This is a genomic window from Nocardia sp. NPDC051570 (assembly GCF_044454005.1).
Lineage (GTDB): Bacteria > Actinomycetota > Actinomycetes > Mycobacteriales > Mycobacteriaceae > Nocardia.
In genome coordinates this window covers 159,254-182,418 of sequence record NZ_JBITDI010000004.1, presented here as the reverse complement: position 1 = coordinate 182,418, position 23,165 = coordinate 159,254, and the positions used below count along the sequence as shown (strand labels likewise).

At 69.8% G+C, this 23,165-nt stretch carries 9 protein-coding genes; 8 read left to right on the top strand and 1 reads right to left on the bottom strand.

Annotation, left to right across the window (positions count from 1 at the left end):
• Positions 1-60 precede the first annotated feature (60 nt).
• Positions 61-1,170 carry an alanine dehydrogenase gene (ald, locus tag ACIA76_RS11045; protein ID WP_397151055.1) on the top strand — a complete coding sequence of 370 codons (1,110 nt, stop codon included), beginning with the start codon at positions 61-63 and terminating at the stop codon, positions 1,168-1,170.
• Positions 1,171-1,237: 67 nt separating this feature from the next.
• Here ald and ACIA76_RS11040 read toward each other — a convergent pair whose 3' ends face one another.
• On the bottom strand, positions 1,238-1,735 hold the full coding sequence (locus ACIA76_RS11040) for an Lrp/AsnC family transcriptional regulator (protein WP_397151916.1): 498 nt from the start codon (positions 1,733-1,735) through the stop codon (positions 1,238-1,240).
• Positions 1,736-2,241: 506 nt separating this feature from the next.
• Here ACIA76_RS11040 and ACIA76_RS11035 point away from each other — a divergent pair.
• The 7 genes from ACIA76_RS11035 to ACIA76_RS11005 are packed head-to-tail and all read left to right on the top strand — an operon-like array spanning position 2,242 to position 23,165.
• Positions 2,242-3,063, top strand: coding sequence for a lysostaphin resistance A-like protein (locus ACIA76_RS11035; protein ID WP_397151052.1), 822 nt, complete (start codon positions 2,242-2,244; stop codon positions 3,061-3,063).
• An 18-nt stretch (positions 3,064-3,081) separates the two neighbouring features.
• Positions 3,082-6,378 (top strand): beta-ketoacyl synthase N-terminal-like domain-containing protein, encoded by a 3,297-nt coding sequence (locus tag ACIA76_RS11030; RefSeq protein ID WP_397151050.1) that lies wholly within the window; start codon positions 3,082-3,084, stop codon positions 6,376-6,378.
• Positions 6,362-11,743, top strand: a complete 5,382-nt coding sequence (locus ACIA76_RS11025) for an amino acid adenylation domain-containing protein (RefSeq protein WP_397151048.1) — start codon at positions 6,362-6,364, stop codon at positions 11,741-11,743. The genes ACIA76_RS11030 and ACIA76_RS11025 overlap by 17 nt, the downstream gene beginning before the upstream one ends.
• Positions 11,740-14,799: a type I polyketide synthase gene (locus ACIA76_RS11020; protein ID WP_397151046.1), complete on the top strand. Its 3,060-nt coding sequence runs from the start codon at positions 11,740-11,742 to the stop codon at positions 14,797-14,799. Before ACIA76_RS11025 ends, ACIA76_RS11020 begins: the two co-directional genes overlap by 4 nt.
• Positions 14,792-20,434, top strand: a complete 5,643-nt coding sequence (locus tag ACIA76_RS11015; protein WP_397151044.1) for an amino acid adenylation domain-containing protein — start codon at positions 14,792-14,794, stop codon at positions 20,432-20,434. Before ACIA76_RS11020 ends, ACIA76_RS11015 begins: the two co-directional genes overlap by 8 nt.
• Positions 20,431-22,212 carry a fatty acyl-AMP ligase gene (locus tag ACIA76_RS11010; protein ID WP_397151042.1) on the top strand — a complete coding sequence of 594 codons (1,782 nt, stop codon included), beginning with the start codon at positions 20,431-20,433 and terminating at the stop codon, positions 22,210-22,212. Before ACIA76_RS11015 ends, ACIA76_RS11010 begins: the two co-directional genes overlap by 4 nt.
• On the top strand, positions 22,209-23,165 hold the full coding sequence (locus ACIA76_RS11005; protein WP_397151040.1) for a hypothetical protein: 957 nt from the start codon (positions 22,209-22,211) through the stop codon (positions 23,163-23,165). Before ACIA76_RS11010 ends, ACIA76_RS11005 begins: the two co-directional genes overlap by 4 nt.

Here is a 23,165-nt window from a genome sequence, read left to right as displayed (position 1 = left end):
GATCTTCATACTCGCTCCTGACGACCTTCCACAGGGAATATGGAACACAAAGGAGTGCAGGTGAAGATCGGAATCCCCCGCGAGGTGAAGAACCACGAGTACCGCGTGGCGTGTACCCCGGCGGGTGTGCGTGAGCTGGTGTCGCGCGGACACGAGGTGTTCATCGAGTCCGGTGCGGGTGCGGGTTCGGCCTTCGCCGACGATGCCTACACCCTGGTCGGTGCGCAGGTGCTGGAGACCGCCGATCAGGTGTGGGCCACCGCGGATCTGGTGTTGAAGGTGAAAGAGCCGGTCGCCGAGGAGTATTCGCGACTGCGCGAGGATCAGGTGCTGTTCACCTACCTGCACCTCGCCGCGTCCGCCGAATGCACCGATGCGCTGCTGAGCTCGGGTATCACCTCGATCGCCTACGAGACGGTCACCGGCCGTGACGGTTCGCTGCCGCTGCTGGCTCCGATGAGCGAGGTCGCCGGGCGGTTGGCCCCGCAGGCCGGCGCTTACCACCTGATGCGCTCCGGCGGTGGCCGCGGCGTGCTGATGGGCGGTGTGCCCGGTACCCGCCCGGCCAATGTCGTCGTCATCGGAGCCGGTGTGGCCGGGCGCAACGCCGCCGCCGTCGCCGTCGGTATGGGCGCCGATGTCACCGTGCTGGACCTGAACATCGCCCCGCTGCGCGAGCTGGACGCGCAGTACCAGGGCCGGATCCGCACGGTCATCTCCAACGCGCAGGAGGTGGAGAACTCGGTGCGCGAGGCCGATCTGGTGGTCGGCGCCGTGCTGGTGCCGGGTGCGAAGGCCCCCAAGCTGGTCTCCAATGAGCTTGTGGCGCAGATGAAGCCGGGCTCGGTGCTGGTCGACATCGCCATCGACCAGGGCGGCTGCTTCGCCGATTCGCATCCGACCACGCATGCCGATCCGACCTACCGGGTGCACGAGTCGGTGTTCTACTGCGTGGCCAATATGCCCGGCGCGGTGCCCTACACCTCGACCGTCGCGCTCACCAACGCCACGCTCCCGTACGTGATCTCACTGGCGGACAAGGGCTGGCGTGAGGCCACCGCCGCCGATCCGGGCCTGGCCGCGGGCCTGAGCACGCACCGGGGCATGCTGCTGTCCGAATCCGTCGCGGCCGCACACGGCTATACCGCGCAGTCGCTGTCGGCGGTCTGACGTTCGATTCGATTCGGTGCCGCGCGGGGGCGACCCCGCGCGGTTTCCGTATCGCACCGAGTGAAGGTCAGTCGCGGCCCGTGCGGATCCGCGGCCGCACATGTTCGAAGATCAGGATCGTCTCCGTGCGCGCCACCGCGGGATGCGCGCTCAGATGTTCCAGCACGAACAGGCGTAATCCCTCGGTGTCGGCCGTGGCGACGTGTACGAGGTAATCGTCGGCCCCGGCGATGAAGTACACGTTGAGTACCTCGTCGAGCGCGGACAGCTGCTCACCGAATTCGGCCAGCTGCGGGCGGGCGTTGGCGTGCACGCGCACCGAGATCATGGCCTGCAGGCTGCGACCCAGCGCCGCGGGATCGATATCGGCATGGAATCCGCGGATGACGCCGCGTTCGACCAGCGCGCGCACCCGGCCCAGACAGGTCGACGGCGCGATACCGGCCGCCGCGGCCAGGGCGTTGTTGGTCATACGACCGTCTCGGGCCAGCTCATCGAGCAGGATGTGGTCGATATCGTCGAGAACGACGCTATGCCGCTGGTTTGCCGGCGCCGCGGGAGCCATCGGGCGATCGTTCTTCTTCACGGAGCTCACGGTACCGAAGAGGATTCGCCGCGATCCGCGACCGAGGAACGATCTTCGGGGCTCGCGGTCTTCGCACCGGTGACGGGCGCGCCCGAAAGTGGAGCTAACGATCGGCTAACGAAGCATCAAAACATCACGATATGCGACCTAACATATCCCGAGTTAACGCCAGGCTATCCACTCTGAATTGGTGCAAATCGGACATTGAAACCTCCGGAAGCGTAGCTTGAAGCTGCAATTAACTGGTGCCTGACGTCACAGACCAGGGGCTATTTCATCGCTAGACATGTACTTCCACGTGGTAGTACTGTCCCTTCATGTCCACGACGGGCGGTAGTTGGTAGCACATTTCTGGCGCTATGTGCTCGAGCCACTGCACAACCGCCGCCGCGGCACAACTGAATGCGGTGGTGAACGGTCTCCAATGGTGTTGATCTGATTCGCCTGAAACTATTTTTCACCGAGACTTCGAGCGGATTCTGGCGATGAAACTCTTTTGCGTACTGTTCCTGGCCTATCTCATCCTGGCCGAGCCCTACTTCGAGATCAGCTCGGTGAAGAAATTCACCCAGCAGTTCGGCAACCGATCCGACGCGCGCATCAAGCTCTACCAGGGCGGCGTGTTCCGGACCTGGCTGACGCTCGCGGTCATCGTGGTGGCCTTCCTCATCAACGGCACCTCCCTGACCCAGCTGGGCCTCGGTGGCTTCGATGCCTCGGTCTTCCGGGCCTTCACGCCGGTCGAGAAGGTCATCAGCCTGGTCATCATCGCGGTGTACGTCGGCTACCTCACGGTCCCGGCCGTCCTCCCGCTCACCGGTAAGGCCGGTCGGGACTGGATCGCCGAGAAGATCGAGTACGTCGTCTTCATCACGCCGGCGAACTCCCGCGAGCGCTTCTGGTGGATCATGAACGCGCTCAGCACGCCGGCCGAGGAGATCGTCTACCGCGGCTTCACGATCTACGCGCTGGATCTCCTCTTCCCGCATTTGCCGTTCTGGGTTCTCATCATCCTCGCGGCCGGTGTGGTCGACGGACTGCGGCACGCATTCCGGCCGACGGTCTCTTTGCAGGTGATTTTCGGCGGTGTCGCGCTGGGTCTGCTCTATCAGCTCACCGGATCGCTGTGGCTCACAATTGCGGTCAAGCTCTTCCATGATTTCCGGGTACTGGCCTTCCCGTTGAAGCTTGCCCGGGCGAATCTGGAGGCAAAGGGGCTCTCCGAAATCCCGGGGCAGTCCGTCGAAGCGAATTCCGCTCATAATGCGTCGAATCCGTCCGAGGCCGGATCCGTAATCGCGCAGTAGCAGTAAAGGCGTTTGGCAATGTCTGCAGAGGTCGCTCGTCGCACCGCCGACGAGATCAGCACCTTCATGGTGCAAACACTCGGGGAGCTACTGGATCTGGCTCCGGATGACATCGCGATCACCGAGCCGTTCGCGAACTTCGGACTCACCTCCGCGGTAGCTGTCATCTTCATCGGTCGCCTGTCGTCCTGGATGGGACGCTCGCTGCCGCCGGATCTGCCGTGGGAGTACCCCACGGTCCGGGAGATGGCCCGGGGCCTGGCCACCGGCGCGGTCGTCGCCGCGCCGGAGGACCAGACGGTCGAGCCCCTGGCCGCGAATGTGCCCGCGCCGCGTCCGCGCGGTGCGCAGGAACCGGTCGCGATCGTCGGCATCGGCTGTGCGGTCGGCGATCGGCGCGGGCCCGAGCAGATGTGGGAGACCCTGTGGCGGGGCGACGAGCTGGTCGGACCGGCGCCGGCGCATCGCGGCGGGGGACCGGTCGGCGAGACCGACGGTCACCGCTCCCGGTTCGGCTCCTTCGTGCCCGACCCGTATGCCTTCGATGCCAAGTACTTCGGCATCTCCGCCGAGGAGGCCGCCTTCATGGACCCGCAGCAGCGGGTGCTCGCGGAGACGGTCGCCGACGCCCTGGCGGATGCGGGCCTGCCCACCGAAACCCTGACCGGGACCGCCACCGGCGTCTTCGTCGGGATCAGCTCCGGCGAGCACGCCCGCAATCTGGGCCGCGCCGAGGGCAGTTCGATCGCCGCGGTCACCGGGACGGCGAGCAGTATCGCCGCCAACCGGCTGTCCTATCACTACGATCTGCGCGGCCCGAGTGTCAGCGTGGATACCGCGTGCTCCTCGTCGCTGGTCGCGGTGCATATGGCACTGCGGGCGCTGCACGACGGCGACTGCGATCAGGCCATCGTCGGCGGTGTGCAGCTGACCCTGGAACCGCAGATCACCGATTCGCTGGCCGATGCGGGCATGCTCGCGCCCGACGGGCGCTGCAAGACCTTCGACGACCGCGCCGACGGCTATGTCCGCGGCGAGGGCAGTGCGGCGATCGTGCTCAAGCCGTTGGAGCAGGCGCAGCGCGATGGTGATCGCGTCTACGCCGTGCTGCTGGGCAGCGCGGTCAATCAGGACGGCCGCACCAACGGCTTGACCGCCCCCAACTACCGCTCCCAGGTCGAGGTCCTGCGCCGCGCCTATCAGCGGGCCGGGGTGAACCCGGGCGAGGTGCAGTACGTCGAGGCGCACGGCACCGGAACGGCCCTGGGCGATGCCGTGGAGGCGCGCGCGCTGGGCGCGGTGCTGGGCGAGGGGCGCGGCGAGGGCAAGGCCCTGGTCGGCTCGGTGAAGACCCTCGTCGGCCATCTCGAGGCCGCGGCCGGACTGATGGGCCTGATCAAGACGGCCCTGGCCGTGCATCATGCGCGGGTCCCGGCCAATCTGAACTTCGAAACACCCAATCGGCATCTGGATTTCGAGCAGCTGCCGTTCGCGGTGGCCGCGCAGAACATGCCGTGGCCCGCGCACGAGGGTCCCGCCCTGGCCGGGGTCAGCTCCTTCGGTATGGGCGGCACCAACGCCCATGTGGTGCTGACCGAGGGGCCCGTCGCGGCCCGGCCCAAGGCCGCCGCACCCCGGAAGCCCTCGGACAGAGCGCATCTGTTCGCGATCTCCGCGCGCGGCGAACAGGCCGCCCTGGATCTGGTCGACGACTGGACCGAGCGGCTCGCCGATCCGGCGGAACTCGATCTGGCCGCGCTGTCGCACGCCTCGACCGCGCGCAGCACCCAGCACCCGTACCGCGTGGCGGTCGTGGCGAGCAATGCCGAGGAGCTGCATCAGCGGCTCACGGCCGTCGCGAGCGGTTCGCTGCCGCTGGGTGCGGCCGCGGGCCGGGTGCCGCGCAGTGGCGCGGGATCGGTCGGATTCCTGTTCGCCGGGCAGGGTAATCAGTGGATCGGCATGGGCCGCACCCTGATTCGACGTCAGCCGGTGTTCCGCGACGCCCTGATGGCCGTCGATCGCGAGCTGCGTCCGCTGCTGGGCTGGTCGCCGTTCCAGATCGTCGACCGCGGTCGCGATGCCGATGAGCTCGCCGATACCGCGATCGCGCAGCCGGTGATCTTCGCGGTGCAGATCGCGCTGGCCGAGCTGTGGCGTTCCTGGGGCATCACCCCGGCCGCGGTGGCCGGGCACAGCGTCGGCGAGGTGGCCGCGGCCTGCGTCAGCGGCGCCCTCGATCGTCCGACCGCCGCCCGCGTCATCGCCGCGCGCGCCAAGGCCACCGCCAAGGTGCGCGGCAACGGGACCATGGCCGTGGTCAATCTGCCCGCGGCCGAACTGGCCCCGCAGCTGCCCGCCGACGTGCACGTGGCCGGGATCAACGCGCCGCGCTGGACCCTGATCGGCGGCGAGACCGAAGCGCTCGAGGCGTTGCTGGCCGGACTGGAGGCGGAATCCGTGCTGACCCGGCGGCTGCCGGGCGAGCATGCGTTCCACACCCCGGCCATGGCCGACTGCCTGGAACACTTCGACGCCGATCTCGGCGAGATCACCGCGGCCGACGGGCAGATCCCGTTCTATTCCACCGTCACCGGCGATCTGATCCCCGGTTCGCGCCTGGGCAAGCAGTATTGGCTCGACGAGGTCGTGACCCCGGTGGCCTTCGCCGACGCCGTCGGCGCGATGATCGGTGCGGGCGTGCAGACCTTCGTCGAGCTCGGCCCGCATCCGGTGCTCGGCAGCATGGTGAAAAGCCTGCTGCGCCACCATGATCGGTCCGGTATCGCGGTGCCGTCACTGGCGCGTGAGCTCGACGATCTGACCGTCATGCTGTCCTCGGCGGCCGAACTGCATGTGCGCGGCCACGAATTGTGCTGGGATGCACTGGGTTCCGCCGTCAAGACGCCGGTTCGGTTGCCGCTCTACCCCTTCGAGCGCGGCAGCTATCGGGTGATCGACGGACAGCCGCGCCTCGAGGCGCCCGCGGGTGATACGCCGCACAGCCCGCTGTTCGCCGACGACGCCGACTTCGTCGCCCCCCGTACCGAATACGAGCAGTTCGTCGCCGAGATGTGGGCCGAACTGCTGGGTCTCGAGCGCATCGGAGTGTTCGAGAACTTCTTCCGCATCGGCGGGCATTCGCTGCTCGCCACCCGGTTCGCTCGCCGGGTCCGCGAACTGTTCGACATCGAGTTCCCCCTGCGCGCCATGTTCGAGGAGCCCACCGTGGCCCGCGTGGCGGCAGCACTGGAGCAACTGCTGGTCGATCAGGCAAATGCGTTGTTGGAGAACGAACATGAACTCACCAGCTAGCAACCTGGCACTGGCGCGGCTGCGCGAAAAGCGCGCCGCGGGCCTGGGCGGCACCGGAATTCCGGTGCGCACCGCCACCGGTCCGTTCGCCGCGACACCCGCCCAGCGCGGGATCTGGCTGCACGAGCAGCTTGCCGACAACGACGCGCTCTATCACGTGCCGATCGGTCTGACGATCAACGGCAGCCTGGACCCGCAGGCGCTGCGGGCGGCCGCGGCGGCGGTGGTCGATCAGCAGCACGCCCTGCGCACGATCTTCGCCGCCACCCCGGAGCTACGGGCCGAGGTGCGCGCGGATCTCGAACTCGATTGGCAGCTGCACGATCTGCGCCTGGTGCCCCAGTCGGCGCGTGCCGACGCGGCGCGGCAGCTGCTGGCCTCGCGCGCGACCGCCCGCTTCGACCTGCTGACCGGGCCGCCGGTGCGCTGGACGCTGCTGCGGCTGGCCGAGGCCGAATGGATGCTGGCGATCGTCGCCCACCACCTGGTGCTCGACGGTCTGTCGATGACGCTGCTCGTCGAGCAGCTGTGGGCGGCGTACGACGGACGGCCGGTCACCCCGGCGCGTCACTACGCCGACTTCGCGGAATGGGATGCGGGCCAACCTCCCCGCACCACCGCGATCGAGCGGCGCGCGACTCGTCTGCGGGGCGCGCCGCCGCTGGATGTGGCGGTCGGCCGCCCGCGCCCGCCCCGGGTGCGTAACGACGGCGTTCGCCTGCACGAGCCGGTGCCGTCCGCGCTGGCCGCCACTATCCGGGACGCCGCCGCGGCACATGGCGTGCCGCCCTTCGTCTTCCTGCTGGCCTGCTATCAGCTGACCCTGACCGCGCATACCGGCCGCTACGACTTCGGCATCGGCATTCCGATGGCCGCCCGGCCGCAGGACGAATTGGCCCGCACCATCGGGCATTTCGTCAACACCGTGCCGGTGCGCTCGGATATCGCCGCCGGACAGTCCTTCGCCGAACTGCTGCGACTGGTCCGCGATACCGCGATGTCCGCCTACGAGGACGAGACGGTGCCCTTCGAGAGCATCGTGGAATCCGTGGGCGGCCCGTGGGATCCGCGGTTCAGCCCGGTGTTCCAGGTGCTGTTCGTGCAGCAGCGGCTGCAGCGCCCCGATCTGAGCAAATGGGATCTCGAGGTCGACTGGCAGACCATCGAGACCGGGGCGACCCTGTACGACCTCGTGCTGCATATCGCCGAGGCGGGCGCCGAACTCATCTGCGAGGTCACCTACAACACCGCACTGCTCGACGCACGAGCCGCGGGACATCTGGTGCAGGACTTCCTGTCCGTCGCCCGGGCCGCGGCCGCCGATCCGGACGCGTCGGTGGCGCAGCTGGTGGGCGCCCTGCCCCGGCACCACCTGGTGATCCGCGTCGCGGGCGAATCCGCTGCTCTCGCAGCGGGTGTGGCCGAGGCCCTGCACCGCGGCGGCATTCCCGCGCGGGTGGTCGCGGCCGCCGCCAACGAGCCCGTCGACGCCCGCGCCGATCTGCTCGTCGCGGCCAACGGATTCGGCCATGCCGACGAGGCGGGCGCGCTGGCGCTGGCCGAGGCCGCCGCCCGGGCGGGTATCGGCGTCCTCGCCCTGGCCCCCGTGGGCCACGCGCTGCCCGAAACCGTCTCCACCCGAGCGGTTCTCATCCCCGCGACCGCCCCGGACTCCTACGAGACCGGCTGGGAACTCGGCCGCCGCCTCCTGTCGTGGACCACCGAATCCGCCCCCGCGCAACTACATCCGGCCGTCGCGGTCTGGCTGGCCGAGCGCACCGCGCACCTCATCCCCGAAACCCCGGAATACTCGGCGGCGCAGGCGGAGTCATCGATCGAGGCCGACGGCCCCAGCGAACCCGAGGGCCCGCTGGAGATCCGCCTCGCCGAACTGTGGTCCCACGCCCTGGACGCCCCCGCGGTGGGCCGCAACGATGACTTCTTCCTGCTCGGCGGCACCTCGCTGGCGGCCACGCGACTGCTGTCGCAGCTGCTCGACGAATTCGGCGTGCAGATCTCCCTGCGCGACCTGTTCGAGCGCCCCACCGTCGCCCAGGCCGCGCGACTGCTGGAATCGGCGCTGGCCGAGGGCGATTCGGTGGTGGCGCTGCGCCCCGCCGAACGCGCCGAGGGCGATCTGCTGCCGGTGTCCTACGCCCAGGAGCGGCTGTGGTTCCTGGAGACCTTCGCCCCGGGCAGCAGCACCTACATCATGCCGGGCGGACTTCGCCTGCGCGGCACGGTGGACGCGGCCGCGATCGAGTCGGCGCTGGGCCGCGTCGAGGAGCGACACGAGGCGCTGCGCACGGTCTATCTGACCACCGAGGACGGCCAGCTGCGCCAGCGGGTGCTGCCCTTCGCCCCGCGCACCCTGCCCGTCACCGATCTGACCGGCCTCGCGCCCGCCGAGCGGGACCGGGTCGAAAACGACGTCGCCGCAGGCGTGTACAGCGCGCCGTTCGATCTGGCCGAGGGTCCGGTCTGGCGCTACCACCTGCTGGTGACCGGCCCCGACGAGTATCTGCTGATGATCGCGCTGCACCACATCGTCTGCGACGGCTGGTCGATCGCGGTGCTGAGCCAGGAGATCTCGGCACACTACCGGTCGCTGCAGTCCGGTGTCACCGCCGAATTGCCGCCGCTGACTGTGCAATACGCCGACTACGCCATCTGGCAGCGCGATAACGCCGACCATCTCGATGCCCAGCTCGACTACTGGCGCGGCGCGCTGACCGGCGCGCTGACCACCGAGGTCACCGGCGACTTCCGCCGCCCGCCCCGGCGCAGCTCGAACGGTGCGGTGGAGTACGCCACCGTCGATCCGGACGTGATGGCGCAGGTGCGGAAAATCGCTGCGGCACAGGGCGTGACGACCTTCGCGGTGCTGCTGTCGGCCTTCTACACCATGCTGCACCGCTACACCCGGCAGTACGACCTCACGGTCGCCTCGCCGATCGCGGGCCGCACCCGCTCGGCCACCGAGCCACTGGTCGGCTGCTTCCTCAACACCCTCGCCCTGCGCGCCGAGGTGGATCCGGACGAGTCGTTCAGCGATCTGGTGGGCCGCGTCGGCACGGTGGTGCTCGAGGCGCACGCCAATCAGGACTGCCCCTTCGAGAAGGTGATCGCCGCGCTGGTCCCGCAGCGCGATCTGAGCCGAACCCCGTTGGCGCAGGTCATGTTCAACTATCTGAACACCCCGCCGCCCGCGCTGGCCATGGCCGGTCTGGACATGGCGATGGTGGACGCGCCGCGCCGCACGGCCAAGCTGGATCTCGATCTGACCGTGGACGAGACCGGCGGCGATATCAAGCTGAGCCTGGAGTACAGCACCGACCTCTACGAGGCCGAGACCGCGCGCCGCTTCCTGCGGCACTACGCCGGAGCGCTGGCCGCCATCGCCGCGGATCCGGCGCGACCGGTCGGCGAGATCACCCTCGGCGAGCCGGCTCGTTCGACCACTCCGGTCGCCTGGGCGCTGCCCGGACTGCCCTCGGTGCCCGAGCCCGAGCCCGGCGAGACGCTGGCCGACCGGCTCGCGCATATCGCCCGAACCCGTGCTGGGGCACAGGCTCTGAGCAACGACGAGCGCAGCACCACCTACGCGGAACTGGACGCGCTCGCCGACGACGCGGCCCGCCAGGTGCTGCGGGTGGGGGAGCCGGGCGGCCGAGTGGCGCTGCTCTACGACCACTCCCCGGAGAGCTTCGTCGCGGTGTGGGCCGCACTGCGCGCGGGTGTCACCTATGTGCCCCTGGATCCGCGCGCACCGCAGGCCCGCCTGATCGAAATCCTCGAGGAGGCGAAAGTCTCCGCGCTGCTGTGTGATCCGGCCCGGATCGATATCGCGCGCGCCATCGCGGGCGGGGTGCGCATCCTGCCGGTGTCGGCGCGGCCGGGTGAGGCGCATCTGTCGCCGGGCCCGATCCATCACGTCGAGCACGCCCTCGAGGCGGATGATCCGGCCTACATCACCTACACCTCCGGCTCCACCGGCCGGCCCAAGGGTGTCGCGCAGAGCTCGGAAAACGCTCTGGCCCATGCGGTCTGCTACGCCCGGCGGCTGCGTATCGCCCCCGGCGACGTGGTGGCCGCGCCCGCCCGCTACACCTTCGACGCGGGCATCCTGAACTCCTTCGGCGCCGCGGTGGCCGGTGCGGAACTGCATGTCATCGATCCGCATCTGTTCACCCCGGCGGCGCTGCGCGCGGAGATCGAAAGCGCCGGAGTGACCGTGCTGCACTGCACTCCGACGCTGTTCCGGTATCTGCTCAGCGATGCCGCCGATCCGTGGCTGCCGTCGCAGATCCGGCTGGTCGGGCTCGGCGGTGAGCAGGTGGTGCCCGGTGACGTGACCGACTTCGGGCGGCACTTCGGCCCGGACACCCAGTTCGTCAGCCTCTACGGCCCCACCGAATGCTCGGTGGCCCTGCAGCACATCATCACCCCGGCCGATACCGATCGCGTCGGCGTGCCGATCGGCCATGCGGTGGATATCATCGACGTCGATATCGTCGACGAAAAGGGCCGCCCCACAGAGGTTTTCGGCGAGCTTACGCTGCGCAGCCCGCAGGTGGCGCTCGGTTACTGGCATCGTCCGGAGCTCACCGACACCGTCTTCGGGGTCGACGCCGAGGGCGTGCGGTACTACCGCACCGGTGACCTCGCCCGCCGCTTGACCGATGGGCAGCTGGTCTTCGTCGGCCGCAAGGACCGCCAGGTCAAGATCCGCGGACACCGAGTGGAACCGGGAGAGGCCGAGACCGTGCTGCGGTCGCATCACACCGTCGGCGAGGCCGCGGTCGTGCTGGATCGGCACGCCGGCGAGCCGCGCCTGGTCGCCTATGTGACCCAGGACGGCCCGCTCGCCCCGGACTACAGCGAGCTGTCGGGATATCTGCGAACCCGCCTGCCCGACTACATGACTCCGTCGGCGTACATGGTGCTCGATGCCCTGCCCCGCGGCCTGACCGGCAAGCTCGACCAGAACCGGCTGCCCCGGATCGCGCCCGCCGCCGATCCGGTCTTCACCCCGCCTCGTACGGAGCTGGAGAAGGTCGTGGCCGAGGTGTGGGCCGAGGTGCTCGAGCGCGAGGTCGGGCTCGGGCAGAACTTCTTCGACCTGGGCGGGCATTCGCTGGCCCTGGCCCGCGCCCGCGGCCTGCTGGAACGCCGCCTCGGCACACAGCTGGCCATGACCGACCTGTTCGCCGCGCCGACGGTGGAAGATCTGGCCCGATTGCTGGCCGGACGCACCACCGAACCGGAGGACACCGACCGCGGCCAGGATCGGCGCGCCGCCGCCGCCCGCCGCCGCGCCCATCGCCGTCCCGGCACGCCGGACCTCAACGGGAGTGACGAATGACCGACGCAGACAACGACTTCCGTATCGCAGTGGTAGGCATGGCCTGCCGCCTGCCGGACGCGGACACGATCGGCGACTACTGGCGCAACCTGTGCGACGGCCACGAATCCATCCGGCCGCTGCGCACCGCGGCCATGCCGGTCGATCCGCCGTACGGCTATGTGCACGCGGGGTCGACGCTCGCCGATCACGACAAGTTCGACGCCGAGTTCTTCGAGATGAGCCCGCGCGAGGCGCAGTTCCTCGATCCGCAGCATCGGCTGTTCCTGCTGTGCGCGTACGAGGCGTTCGAGGACGCCGGAATCGTGCCGGTGGACAACCCCAATCCGGTCGGCGTCTTCGCGGGCGCGGGCATCAGCACCTATCTGCTGCGCAATCTGATCGGGCATGCCGCCACCTTCGACAGCCCGTCGGCGCAGCTGCACGCGCTGCACGGCAACGCCTCGGACTATCTGGCCACCCGGATCTCCTACAAGCTCAACCTGACCGGGCCCAGCGTCTCGGTGCAGACCGCATGCTCCACGTCGCTCGTGGCAGTGCATCAGGCCGTGCAGGCGCTGGTGGACTTCCAATGCGATGTGGCGCTGGCGGGCGGGGCGAGCGTGCAGGTGCCGCATGAGGCGGGCTACCTCTACGAGGAGGGTTCGATCCTCTCGCCCGACGGGCACTGCCGGGCCTTCGATGCCTCGGCCGCGGGCACCGTCTTCGGTTCGGGCGCGGGCGCGGTCGTGCTCAAGCGGCTGTCCGACGCGCTCGCCGACGGCGATCACATCCACGCGGTGATCCTCGGTTCGGCGATCAACAACGACGGCGGCCGCAAGGTCGGCTTCACCGCGCCCGGTATCGCCGGACAGCGCGCGGTGATCCGCGAGGCGCTGTCGGTGGCGGGTATCGACGCCGCCAGCATCGGCTACGTCGAGGCGCACGGCACCGGCACCAAACTCGGCGATCCGATCGAGGTGGCGGCGCTGAGCGCGGCCTATCGCGAACATACCGAGGCCAACCAGTTCTGCGCGCTCGGCTCGGTGAAGACCAATCTGGGCCACCTGAATTCCGCCGCCGGTGTGGCGGGCCTGATCAAGGCCGTGCTCACCGTGCGGGAGGGGCAGATCCCGGCCAGCCTGAACTTCTCGCGGGCCAACCCGGAAATCGATTTCGCGGCGAGCCCGTTCTTCGTCAACACCGAGCTGCGGCCGTTCGACGCGCAGGTGCGCCGGGCCGCGGTGAGTGCGTTCGGCATCGGCGGCACCAATGCCCACGTCATCGTGGAGCAGCCGCCCACCCCCGCCGCCTCGGTCGCGAAAGGCCCGCGCGCGCTGGTGATTTCGGCCCGCACGGCCGAGGACGCGGATCGGCTCGCGCAGCGGTTGTCTGCACATCTGGCCGAGACCGGCCAAGACCTCGCGGCGATCGCGCGGACCCTGGACAAGGGTCGGCGTCGCTTCCCGCACCGTCGGCTCGTGGTCGCCGAGACCACGGCCGAGGCGGCCACCGCATTCGGCCGCCCGAGCGCTGGGCAGGCGTTCGTGGATCCTGCGGTGGTGGCGCTGTTCCCCGGGCAGGGGATCGCGCTGGGATCGCTGTTCGCCGAATTGGCCGACGCGGTACCGGCCTTCGGCGATCGGCTGCGCGAATGCGCGCGGCTGTTGCGCGAGGACAGCGGATTCGATCTGGATGCCGCCCTACTCGGTGGCGAGGGAACCGAGCAGACCCAGGTGGCCTTGTTCTCGATCGAATACGCCCTGGCGGGCATGTGGCGCGCATTCGGCGTCGCACCCCGCGAACTGCTGGGACACAGTCTCGGCGAACTGGTGTGCGCCACCCTGGCAGGGGTTTTCGAGCTGCCGGAGGCGCTGCGCCTGGTGGTGGGGCGCGGCCGCATCATGGCCGCCGCCCCGCCCGGGGCCATGCTCGCGGTCTCGGTCGGCGCGCAGGACCTGATCGAGCGGCTGCCCGAGGATGTGTGGCTGGCCGCCGACAACTCCGCCACCCGCTGCGTGGTCGCCGGTACGCAGGCGGCCGTGGGCCGCTTCGCCGAATCGCTGTCGCAGGACGGGATCGCGCATTCGCCGTTGCCGGTGGCGCACGCCTTCCACACGCCGCTGATGGACGAGGCCGCCGCGCGGTTCGCCGAACTGGTCGGCACCGTCGCCCGGCAGGCGCCGCGAGAGGCGTTCTGGTCCAACCTGACCGGCGCCCCCATCACCGCCGAACAGGCCACCGATCCGGACTACTGGGCCCGGCAGATGACCAGCACGGTCCGCTTCCGCGAGGCGGCCGAGGAGCTGACCCGCCGCCATCCCGAACTGATCGGCCTCGAGGTCGGCCCCGGCAAATCCCTGATGTCGTTCCTGCGCACTGCCTCTCGCGAGGTCGTGGCCGTAGCGTCGGCGGGCACCGCGACAGGTGGGCGACCCGCGGCCACGGCGATCGTGGAGGCGGCCGGACGGCTGTGGCTGCACGGCCTCGAGATCGACCTCGCCGCCGCACACGCGGACACCGCACACGCCACCGTGAGCCTGCCGACCTATCCATTTGCCCTGCAACGGTATTGGATCGATCCGCCGGAGGCCCCGCGCACCCGCGCGACTCCGCGGAGCACGGCACCGCTCGTGGCGGCGGAGACCTCCTCCCACCTGCCCGCCGGCAGCCATCTGTCGGTCGTGCCCACCGACGGCGTACTCGACCCCGATCCCGCCACCGACCCCGATTCGTCCCTCGCCGCCGATGACGCCGACGACTTCACCGAGGCGATCCGCGGCCGTGTGGCCGAGATCTGGTACGAGGCACTCGGTTCCGACACCATCGGCGCACACGCGAACTTCTTCGAAGTGGGCGGCGATTCGTTGATGGCCGTGCATGTGGCGACCCGTCTGCGGGCCGTATTCCCCGTACAGCTGGTGCTCGGCGATCTGTTCGCCCGGCCCACCATCGCCGGCATGGCCGATGTCATCGCCCAGGACCTGATCAACCGGCTCGACGATATGTCCGACAGTGAGGTCGAACTGCTGCTCGGCGAGCGCGGCACCACCGAGGAGAGCAACGAACATGCCTGAGACCGTTGATATTCGCGGTTCCCGGCGGGAACTGCTGAAGCGCTGGGCGACCGGTCGAAACGACCGCTCGGCCATCCCGCGTCGCACCGATAACGGTGCCGTGGGCCTGTCGGCCGCCCAGCAGCGGCTGTGGTTCCTGGAGCAGCTGTTCCCGGGCCGCCCCACCTATACCATGCCGCTGGCGCTGCGGCTGTACGGCCCGCTGGACCCCGACGCGCTGCGCCGGGCGATCGCGGTGGTCATCGACCGGCACGATTCGCTGCGCACGAGTATCGAACTGCGCGACGGCATTCCGGTGCAGGTGGTCGGCGCGGCCGGTCCGGTGCCGTTCACCGTCGTGGAGCGTTCGGCGCTGGATTCGCGGCGGCCCGAGGCCGATGCGGTGGTCCGCGTCGAGCAGTTCAGCCGCACCCTGTTCGATCTGTCCGGCTCGCTGTTCGAGGTGCTGCTGGTCCGGTTGAGCGATACCGAATCGCTGTTCGCGGTCGCGATGCATCACATCATCTCCGACGGCTGGTCGCTGGGCGTCTTCGCCAGCGAGCTGATGAGCGCCTACGGCGAACTGGTCGAGGGCCGCACTCCCGCGCTGCCCGAATTGCAGGTGCAGTACCCCGATTACGCGGGGTGGCTGCGGGATCGGGTGGAGCGCGACGATTTCGGCCGCGATCTGGACTACTGGCGCGGCGTACTCGGCGACGAGCCGCCGCTGGTGACCTTCCATCCGGACCGTCCGCGCGCGCTGAAGCCCGACAGCCGCGGCGCGCGCCTGCCCTTCACCATCCCCGCCGATGTCGTGAACGGCCTGCGCGGCCTGGCCAACGAGGTGCGCCGCAACGACCGTCCCGCAACGCTTTTCGTCGCACTGATGGCCGGATTCAAGGCCCTGCTGCGCTACTACACCGGCGCCGAGGACATCACCGTCGGCACCCCGATCGCCAACCGCACCCGCCCCGAGGTGGAGCAGCTGATCGGCTTCTTCGTCAACGCGCTGGCGCTGCGCACGGACCTGTCCGGCAACCCGAGCTTCCGGGAACTGCTCGCCCGCGAGCAGGGCGTCATCTTCGACGCGTTCGACCATCAGGAAGCCCCGTTCGACCTGGTCGTCGAGCATGTACGCCCCGACCGCGAGCTGTCGCACTCGCCGCTGTTCCGCACCGCGGTGGTGCTGCAGAACACCGCCATGCCGGAGCTGACCGTCGCCGGCGTGCGCGCTGAGTACCTCGAAGTGCATTCGGGCACAGCCAAATTCGATGTGCTGCTGACCCTGACGCCGGTCAGCGAGGAGCTGGTCGGCGCGATCGAATACGACACCGACCTCTACGACGAGCCGACCGTCGCCGCGATCGGGCGCCACTTCGTCTCGCTGCTCGCCGCCGCGGTCGCGCGGCCCGACACCTCGCTCGCCGAGTTGGAGTTCCTCAGCGCCGACGAGGCCGAGCGCGCGCTGCGCGCGGCCCTGCCGGTGGAGGAGTACGAGGCCGCCCCCGCGCAGACTCTGCACGAGCTGTTCGCCGAGCAGGCCGCCCGCACCCCGGACGCCGTCGCGGTCAGCTTCGGCGAGGACAGCGTCAGCTACGCCGAACTGTCCGCCGCCGCAACGGAACTGGCGCGCCGCCTGCGCGCCCAGGGCATCGGCCGCGGCGATTTCGTCGGCATCCACCTGGAGCGCTCGGCGCAGGTCGTGATCGCGATCCTGGCCGTCCTCGAGGCCGGGGCCGCCTACGTCCCGCTGGATCCGATGAACCCGGCCGAGCGCATCGAGTTCATGATCACCGATTCCGGTGCGCGCCTGGTCATCACGCAGACCTCGCTGGCGCAGCCGCTGCGCGCGACCGCGCCGAGCCTGCTGCTGGTCGACGAGCCCGCCGAGGCCGTCGCCACCGCCGGTGACCTCGCGGCCGTCACGCCCGCGGACCCCTGCTACGTCATCTACACCTCCGGTTCGACGGGTGTGCCCAAGGGCGTGATCATCCAGCACGCCAACGTGGTTCGCCTGTTCTCCACCACCGCGCGCTGGTTCGACTTCGGCCCGCACGACGTGTGGACGATGTTCCACTCCTACTCCTTCGACTTCGCGGTCTGGGAGATGTGGGGCGCGCTGCTGCGCGGCGGCCGCGTGGTCGTGGTGCCCAGCGAGATCAGCCGCAGCGCGGAATCGTTCGCGGATCTGCTGGTGCGCGAGAAGGTGACGGTCCTCAACCAGACGCCCTCGGCGTTCCTGCAGCTGATCCCGACCCTGGACGGCCCGCGCGGCGACGAATTGTCCCTGCGCTACATCGTGTTCGGCGGCGAGGCCCTGGACCTGCCGAGCCTGCGTCCCTGGTACGACCGCCACGGCGAATCCGCCCAGCTGGTCAACATGTACGGCATCACCGAGACGACCGTGCACGTCACCTACCGCGCGCTGAGCCGCGCCGATATCGAATCCGCCGCGGGCAGCCTGATCGGTGTGCCGCTGCCGGATCTGGGCGTGCTCATCCTCGACCCGGCCGGACGTCCCGTGCCCGACGGGGTCTCCGGTGAGATGTACGTGCTCGGCGCGGGTGTCGGCCGCGGCTATCTGGGTCGCGACGAGCTGACCGCCGAACGCTTCGTGCACCACCCCCTGCTCGGTGAGCGCCGCCTCTACCGCACCGGCGATCTGGCCCGCCGCCGCGCCGACGGCGATCTGGAGTACCTGGGCCGCATCGACCATCAGGTGAAGGTCCGCGGCTTCCGCATCGAACTCGGCGAGATCGAGGCCGTCATCGACGACCACGCGGGCGTGGAGCAATCCGTCGTGCTGGCCCGCGAGGACTCCGGCGGCACGGTCGCGCTGGTCGCCTATCTGACCCCGAGCGAGCAGGCCTACTCCCAGGCCGACGCCGCCGAGGCCGGCCAGGTCTCCGACTGGGAGGTCGTCTTCGACAGCACCTACGGTCAGCATCGCGACGATATCGAGGCCGATTTCAACATCACCGGCTGGAACGACTCCTATACCAATGCCGCCATTCCCGAGGAGCATATGCGGGAATGGGTCGACTCCACGGTGTCGGCGGTGCGCGGCTTCGCGCCCCGCAAGGTGCTCGAAATCGGTTGTGGCACCGGGCTGTTGCTGTCGCGGCTGGCGCCCGGCTGCGAGGCCTACGACGGTACCGACATGTCGGCCACGGCGTTGGGGCACGTGCGCGAGAACATCGTCGGCGATCACGCCGATCTACAGCATGTGCGGCTGTTCCAAGGCGCGGCCGACGAACTGCCCGCCGAACTGACCGGCCCCTACGACGTCATCCTCATCAACTCGGTCGTGCAGTACTTCCCGAGCGCGGACTACCTCACCCGGGTGCTGCGCCACGCCGCCGACCTGCTCGCCCCCGACGGCGTGCTGTTCGTCGGCGACGTCCGCGACCTGGGTCTGCTGCAGGCCTTCCACGCCACCGTGGAAATGGCGGCCGCGCCGAGCACCGGTGCGTCGGAACTGTCCGGCGCGGTCCGCGCCGCCTGCGATCGCGACGCCGAATTGCTGCTGGCTCCAAAGTATTTCAGCGATCTGGCGGCGGACCACCCGCGCCTGACGGGCGCACGCATCCGCCTGCGCCGCGGCGAACACCTCAACGAGATGTCGCGCTTCCGCTACGACGCCGTGCTGTACGCCGGTGCGCCGCAACGCCCCGCGCTGGCGCGGGTCCTCGACCCGGCCACCACCCCGGCGATGCTGTCGGAGCTGCTGACCCGCGAACAGCCCGAGGCGCTCGTGGTGCCCGATGTGCTCGACGCCCGCGCGGCCGGTCCGCTGGCCATCGTCGCGGAGCTGTCGCGCGGCCGCGCCGCCGCACCGGAGCTGCGCACCCGGCTCGCCGATTCCGGTGGCATCAACCCGGAGGCGTATCTGGCTCTCACGGAACAGGTTTCCTACCGCATCGAGGCCCTGCGCCGCGCGGGCGGCCGCTACGACGTGGTCGCCACCCGCTGGGACGTTCCGGTCGCCGATGCCCCGGCTCGCGCCGACAAGTGGCGCGAGACCGTGGTGGCCTCGGATCCGTTGCGGGTCAAGGCGCATGACGATCTGGCCGTGGCGGTGCGCGCGCATCTGGCGCGGCGACTGCCCGCGCATATGGTGCCCGCCGGTGTGGTGGTGCTCGACCGATTCCCGTTGACCACCAACGGGAAACTGGATCGTCGCGCCCTGCCCGCGCCGGTGCTGCGCCGCAATCCGGTGGCCTACGAGCCGCCGCGCACGGTGCTCGAACAGCGGATCGCCGCGGTGTTCGCCCAGGTGCTGGGCAATCCGAAGGTGGGCCGCGAGGACAACTTCTTCGATCTGGGCGGGCATTCGCTGCTGGCCGCGCAGCTCATGCTGCGGCTGAAGGAGACCTTCGGCCAAGACATTCCGCTCGGCTCGCTGTTCGCCCGGCCCACCGTCGCGGGCGTGGCCGCGCTGCTGTCCGGCGACGCCGCGGCCGAGGAGGCGATCGACTACGAGGCCGAGGTGCGCGCGATCACCGCGAACTGGCCCGCCGGGCCGTGGCAGATCACCCCGCACGCCGCCACGGGCGCGGTGCTGCTCACCGGCGCGACCGGCTTCGTCGGCGCGTTCCTGCTGCGAGAGCTGCTGGCGCGCACCGACTATCGCATCCATTGCCTGGTGCGTGCCGACAGCCGCGCGGAGGGGTTGGAGCGGCTGGCGAAGACCTTCGACAGCTATGAGCTGCCGCGCGCGGACTTCGATCGGGTGATTCCGGTGCTGGGCGATCTGTCCGCGCCGCGACTGGGCCTGAGCGAGAAGGACTTCCTGCTGCTGGGCCGTGGCGTCGACGCCATCTATCACAACGGCGCACAGGTCAACTTCGCCCTGCCGTACCGGCTGCTGGAGGCGGCCAACGTGACCGGCACCGACGAACTCGTCGAGTTGGCCCGAACCGCCGGTCTGCCACTGCATTTCGTGTCCTCGCTGTATGTGCTCGGACCCGGCGACGGCGTCGACGGGCGGGTGGAAACCCCTGCGCCGCCGCAGGATCCCTCGCAGCTGCGGCTGGGCTACCTGCAGACCAAGTGGGTGGCCGAGCGACTGGTCTGCGAGGCCGCCGAGCGTGGTCTGCCGGTCGACATCTTCCGGCTCGGCCGCATCGCGGGCGATAGCGTCACCGGCGCCTGCCAGACCAGCGACTTCTTCTGGCTGCTGGTCAAGGCCAGCCAGGAGGTCGGACTCGCCCCCGATGTCGAGTTCGCGGTCGATCTGGCCCCGGCCGACTACGCGGCGGGCGCGATGGTCGAACTCGCGCGCCGGCACTCCCCGGAACCGGGCCCACACATCTACCACCTGCGCAACCCCGCGCCCGCGGCATTCGCCGACGCGGTCGGCTGGATCCGCGACGCGGGCTGGCCGGTGCGGTTGCACGAGCCGATGGCCTGGCGTGACGCCGTCGAGGCGCATGCCGCCGCGGCCGGCTCGGAGACGGCCTCCTACCGGGTGCTGAGCCTGCTCGGCACCGGTGAGGGCCTGAGCCCCGCGCTGGGGTTCGAGGTCGACGAGCAGGTCGGGCGCTCCGGTGTGGTGTGCCCGCCGGTCTCGCACGAGCTGTTCGGCCGCTACCTGAGCTACTTCCACAAGATCGGCTTTCTGGCCCCGCCGACCCGACAGGAGGTCGAAGTATGACCGCCACGATCCCGGCCGCACCGGCCGTGCGCTACGACACTATGGTCCGTGCCCTGCAGGCACAGGCCGAGCTGCGGCCGGACACCGTGGGCTACAGCTTCCTCAGCTATCCCGACACCCAGGATCCGCACGGGGTGAAGGAGATCATCACCTTCGCCGAGATCGACCGCTACGCGCGGGCTTTCGCGGTCAGTCTGCTGCAGCTGGCGCAGCCGGGTGAGCGGGCGGTGCTGCTGCTGCCGCCCGGGCTGGACTACGTCAAGGCGTTCTTCGGCTGTCTCTACGCGGGAATCGTCGCGGTACCGCTGTTTCCGCCGAGTATGCACAACGCCAACGGGCGGCTCGACGCGGTCTGCACCGACTCCGATCCGGCCTGCCTGATCACCAACGACGACGAATTGTCCAGGGTCACCGAATGGTTGGACGACTCGGCGATCGACACCACCCGGCTGGTGCTCAGCACCGGCGAGGTGGACGAGGAGCTGGCGGATACGTGGGAGTACCCGGCGATCGGCGCCGAGCACACCGCGCTGCTGCAGTACACCTCCGGCTCCACCCGCACCCCCGCCGGTGTGATGGTGCCGCATAGGGGCCTGCTGGCCAACGCGTACCAGACCTACGACGTGTTCGCGCGGGTCGGCATGGACACCGAGGGCGAGGATATGGCCTTCGTCAGCTGGCTGCCGTTGTTCCATGACATGGGCCTGATGGTCGGCGTGGTCCTGCCGGTGATCAAGGGCCATCACATCGTGCAGCTGTCGGCGTCGGCGTTTCTGCGTCGCCCCGAGCGCTGGCTGCAGGCCATCAGCGATCTGCCGCAGCAGACCTGTTCGCCCGCACCGAATCTCGGCTATGAGCTGTGCACCCAGCGCATCGGCGCCGAGCAGCGGGCGCGGCTGGATCTGAGCCGCTGGCGCTACGGCCTGGCCGGGGCCGAGCCGGTGCGGGTGAGCACCATGCGCCGATTCGACGAGCTGTTCGCGCCGCACGGATTGCGGGACAAGACGTTATGCGCCGGATTCGGCCTGGCCGAGTCGACCCTGATCGTCTCGGCGCCCTGGCGCAGCGGCGGCGGCATCCAGACCGTCACCGTGGACCGCGACGCACTGGCCCACGGCCTCGCGACGCCGACCGCCGGCGACGGCGCGGAGATCGTCGGCGCGGGCTGGGCGCTGCCCGGCACCGAGATGCTGATCGTCGACCCGCAGACCCGCGAGGTGCTGCCCGAGCACCGCCTCGGCGAGGTGTGGGTGTCCGGACCGGCCATCGCCACCGGATACTTCAACCGGCCCGAGGAGTCCGAGCAGACCTTCGGCGGCGAGCTGTCCCCGACCGACGGCAAGCGCTATCTGCGCACCGGCGATATCGGCTTCCTGCACGACGGCGAGCTGTATCTGACCAGCCGTTTGAAGGATCTGATCATCGTCGACGGCCGCAACTTCTATCCGCCGGATCTCGAGGCCACCGCCGAACACGCCCATGCACTGGTACTGCCCAGCCGCTGCTCGATCTTCTCGATCGAGGAGAACGACCGGGAGAAGATCGTGGTACTGGTGGAGGCCCGGCTGAACCTGAACACCGAGGAGGGTGCGGCGACCGCGGCCGAACTGCGTAATGCGGTGCGCCAGGCCATCTTCGACGTCCACGAGGTCGGCGTGCACGATATCGCGCTGGTCGCCCCGGGCGCCATCCCGCGCACCTCGAGCGGCAAGATCCAGCGCTCGGCCTCGCGCACGGCCTATCTCGACAACTCCCTGCGAGTGCTGAGGGCGCGATGACGACACCACTGCTGCACGGCGACAAGCTGACCTGCTTCACCGCGGCCCTGGCCGGGGCGCTGACCGCCCGCGAGGACGCGCGGTGGTGGCGGCCGCTGCTGAGCGAGGGACCGTATCTGGCGGTCAGCCCGGCCGAGGGCGAGCTGCTGCGGTTCGAGCATCACCCGGCCCCGCCGCTGCCCACCCTGGGCCTGCGGGTCGCGGGCAGCGACGACTGGGATACCGCCTACGGCGCACTGGCCGAACAGATCTCGCGCCACGGCGCGGTGGTACTGCTCGCCGACTACTTCAACCTGCCCTGGCAGCGCGCGCACGGCCGGTTGCACGGCACGCACTGGCTGGCCATCGTCGATCACGGCGGCGGCTGGGTGATCGAGGATCCGCTGGACTTCGCGACCGATCTGGGCCACCAGCCCGGCAGCCGCATCCAGGTCCCCGATCCGGTCGAATTGCGGTCCTGGGCAACGGCTCTGGGCGAGCATCACTCGGCGTCCACGCTGCGCGAGCAGGCGATGGCCGGTGCCGACGATATCGCCCGCGAGCGCACCTATCGCTGGCTCGAGGCCGATCCGGATCCGCTGATCACCCCGGCCCCGGTGGGTCGCCTGGTGGGTAAGGACGCGCTGGCGGCCCTGGCCGCGCGCTACCGATTCGCCCGCACCCCGGCCGATTTCGCGCAGAACGACGATCTGTGGCAGGCGCTGCGCCAGCGCGAGACGCTGCTGTGGGCCGCCCGGCACGATCCCGAGGCGCTCGACGAGGCCGGTCGCGCGCACTGGGAGCGCGCGGTGGCCCGCTGGCAGGCCCTGACCCCGCTGCTGCTGCACGCCCGTATGCGCGCCGAGCACGGCGGCACCGTGAACACCGGCCTCATCGCCGAAACCCTCACCGAGCTGGCCGATTTCGAGGACGAGCACCTGGCCTACGGTGCCCGCCGCACGAAGGGAGATTGA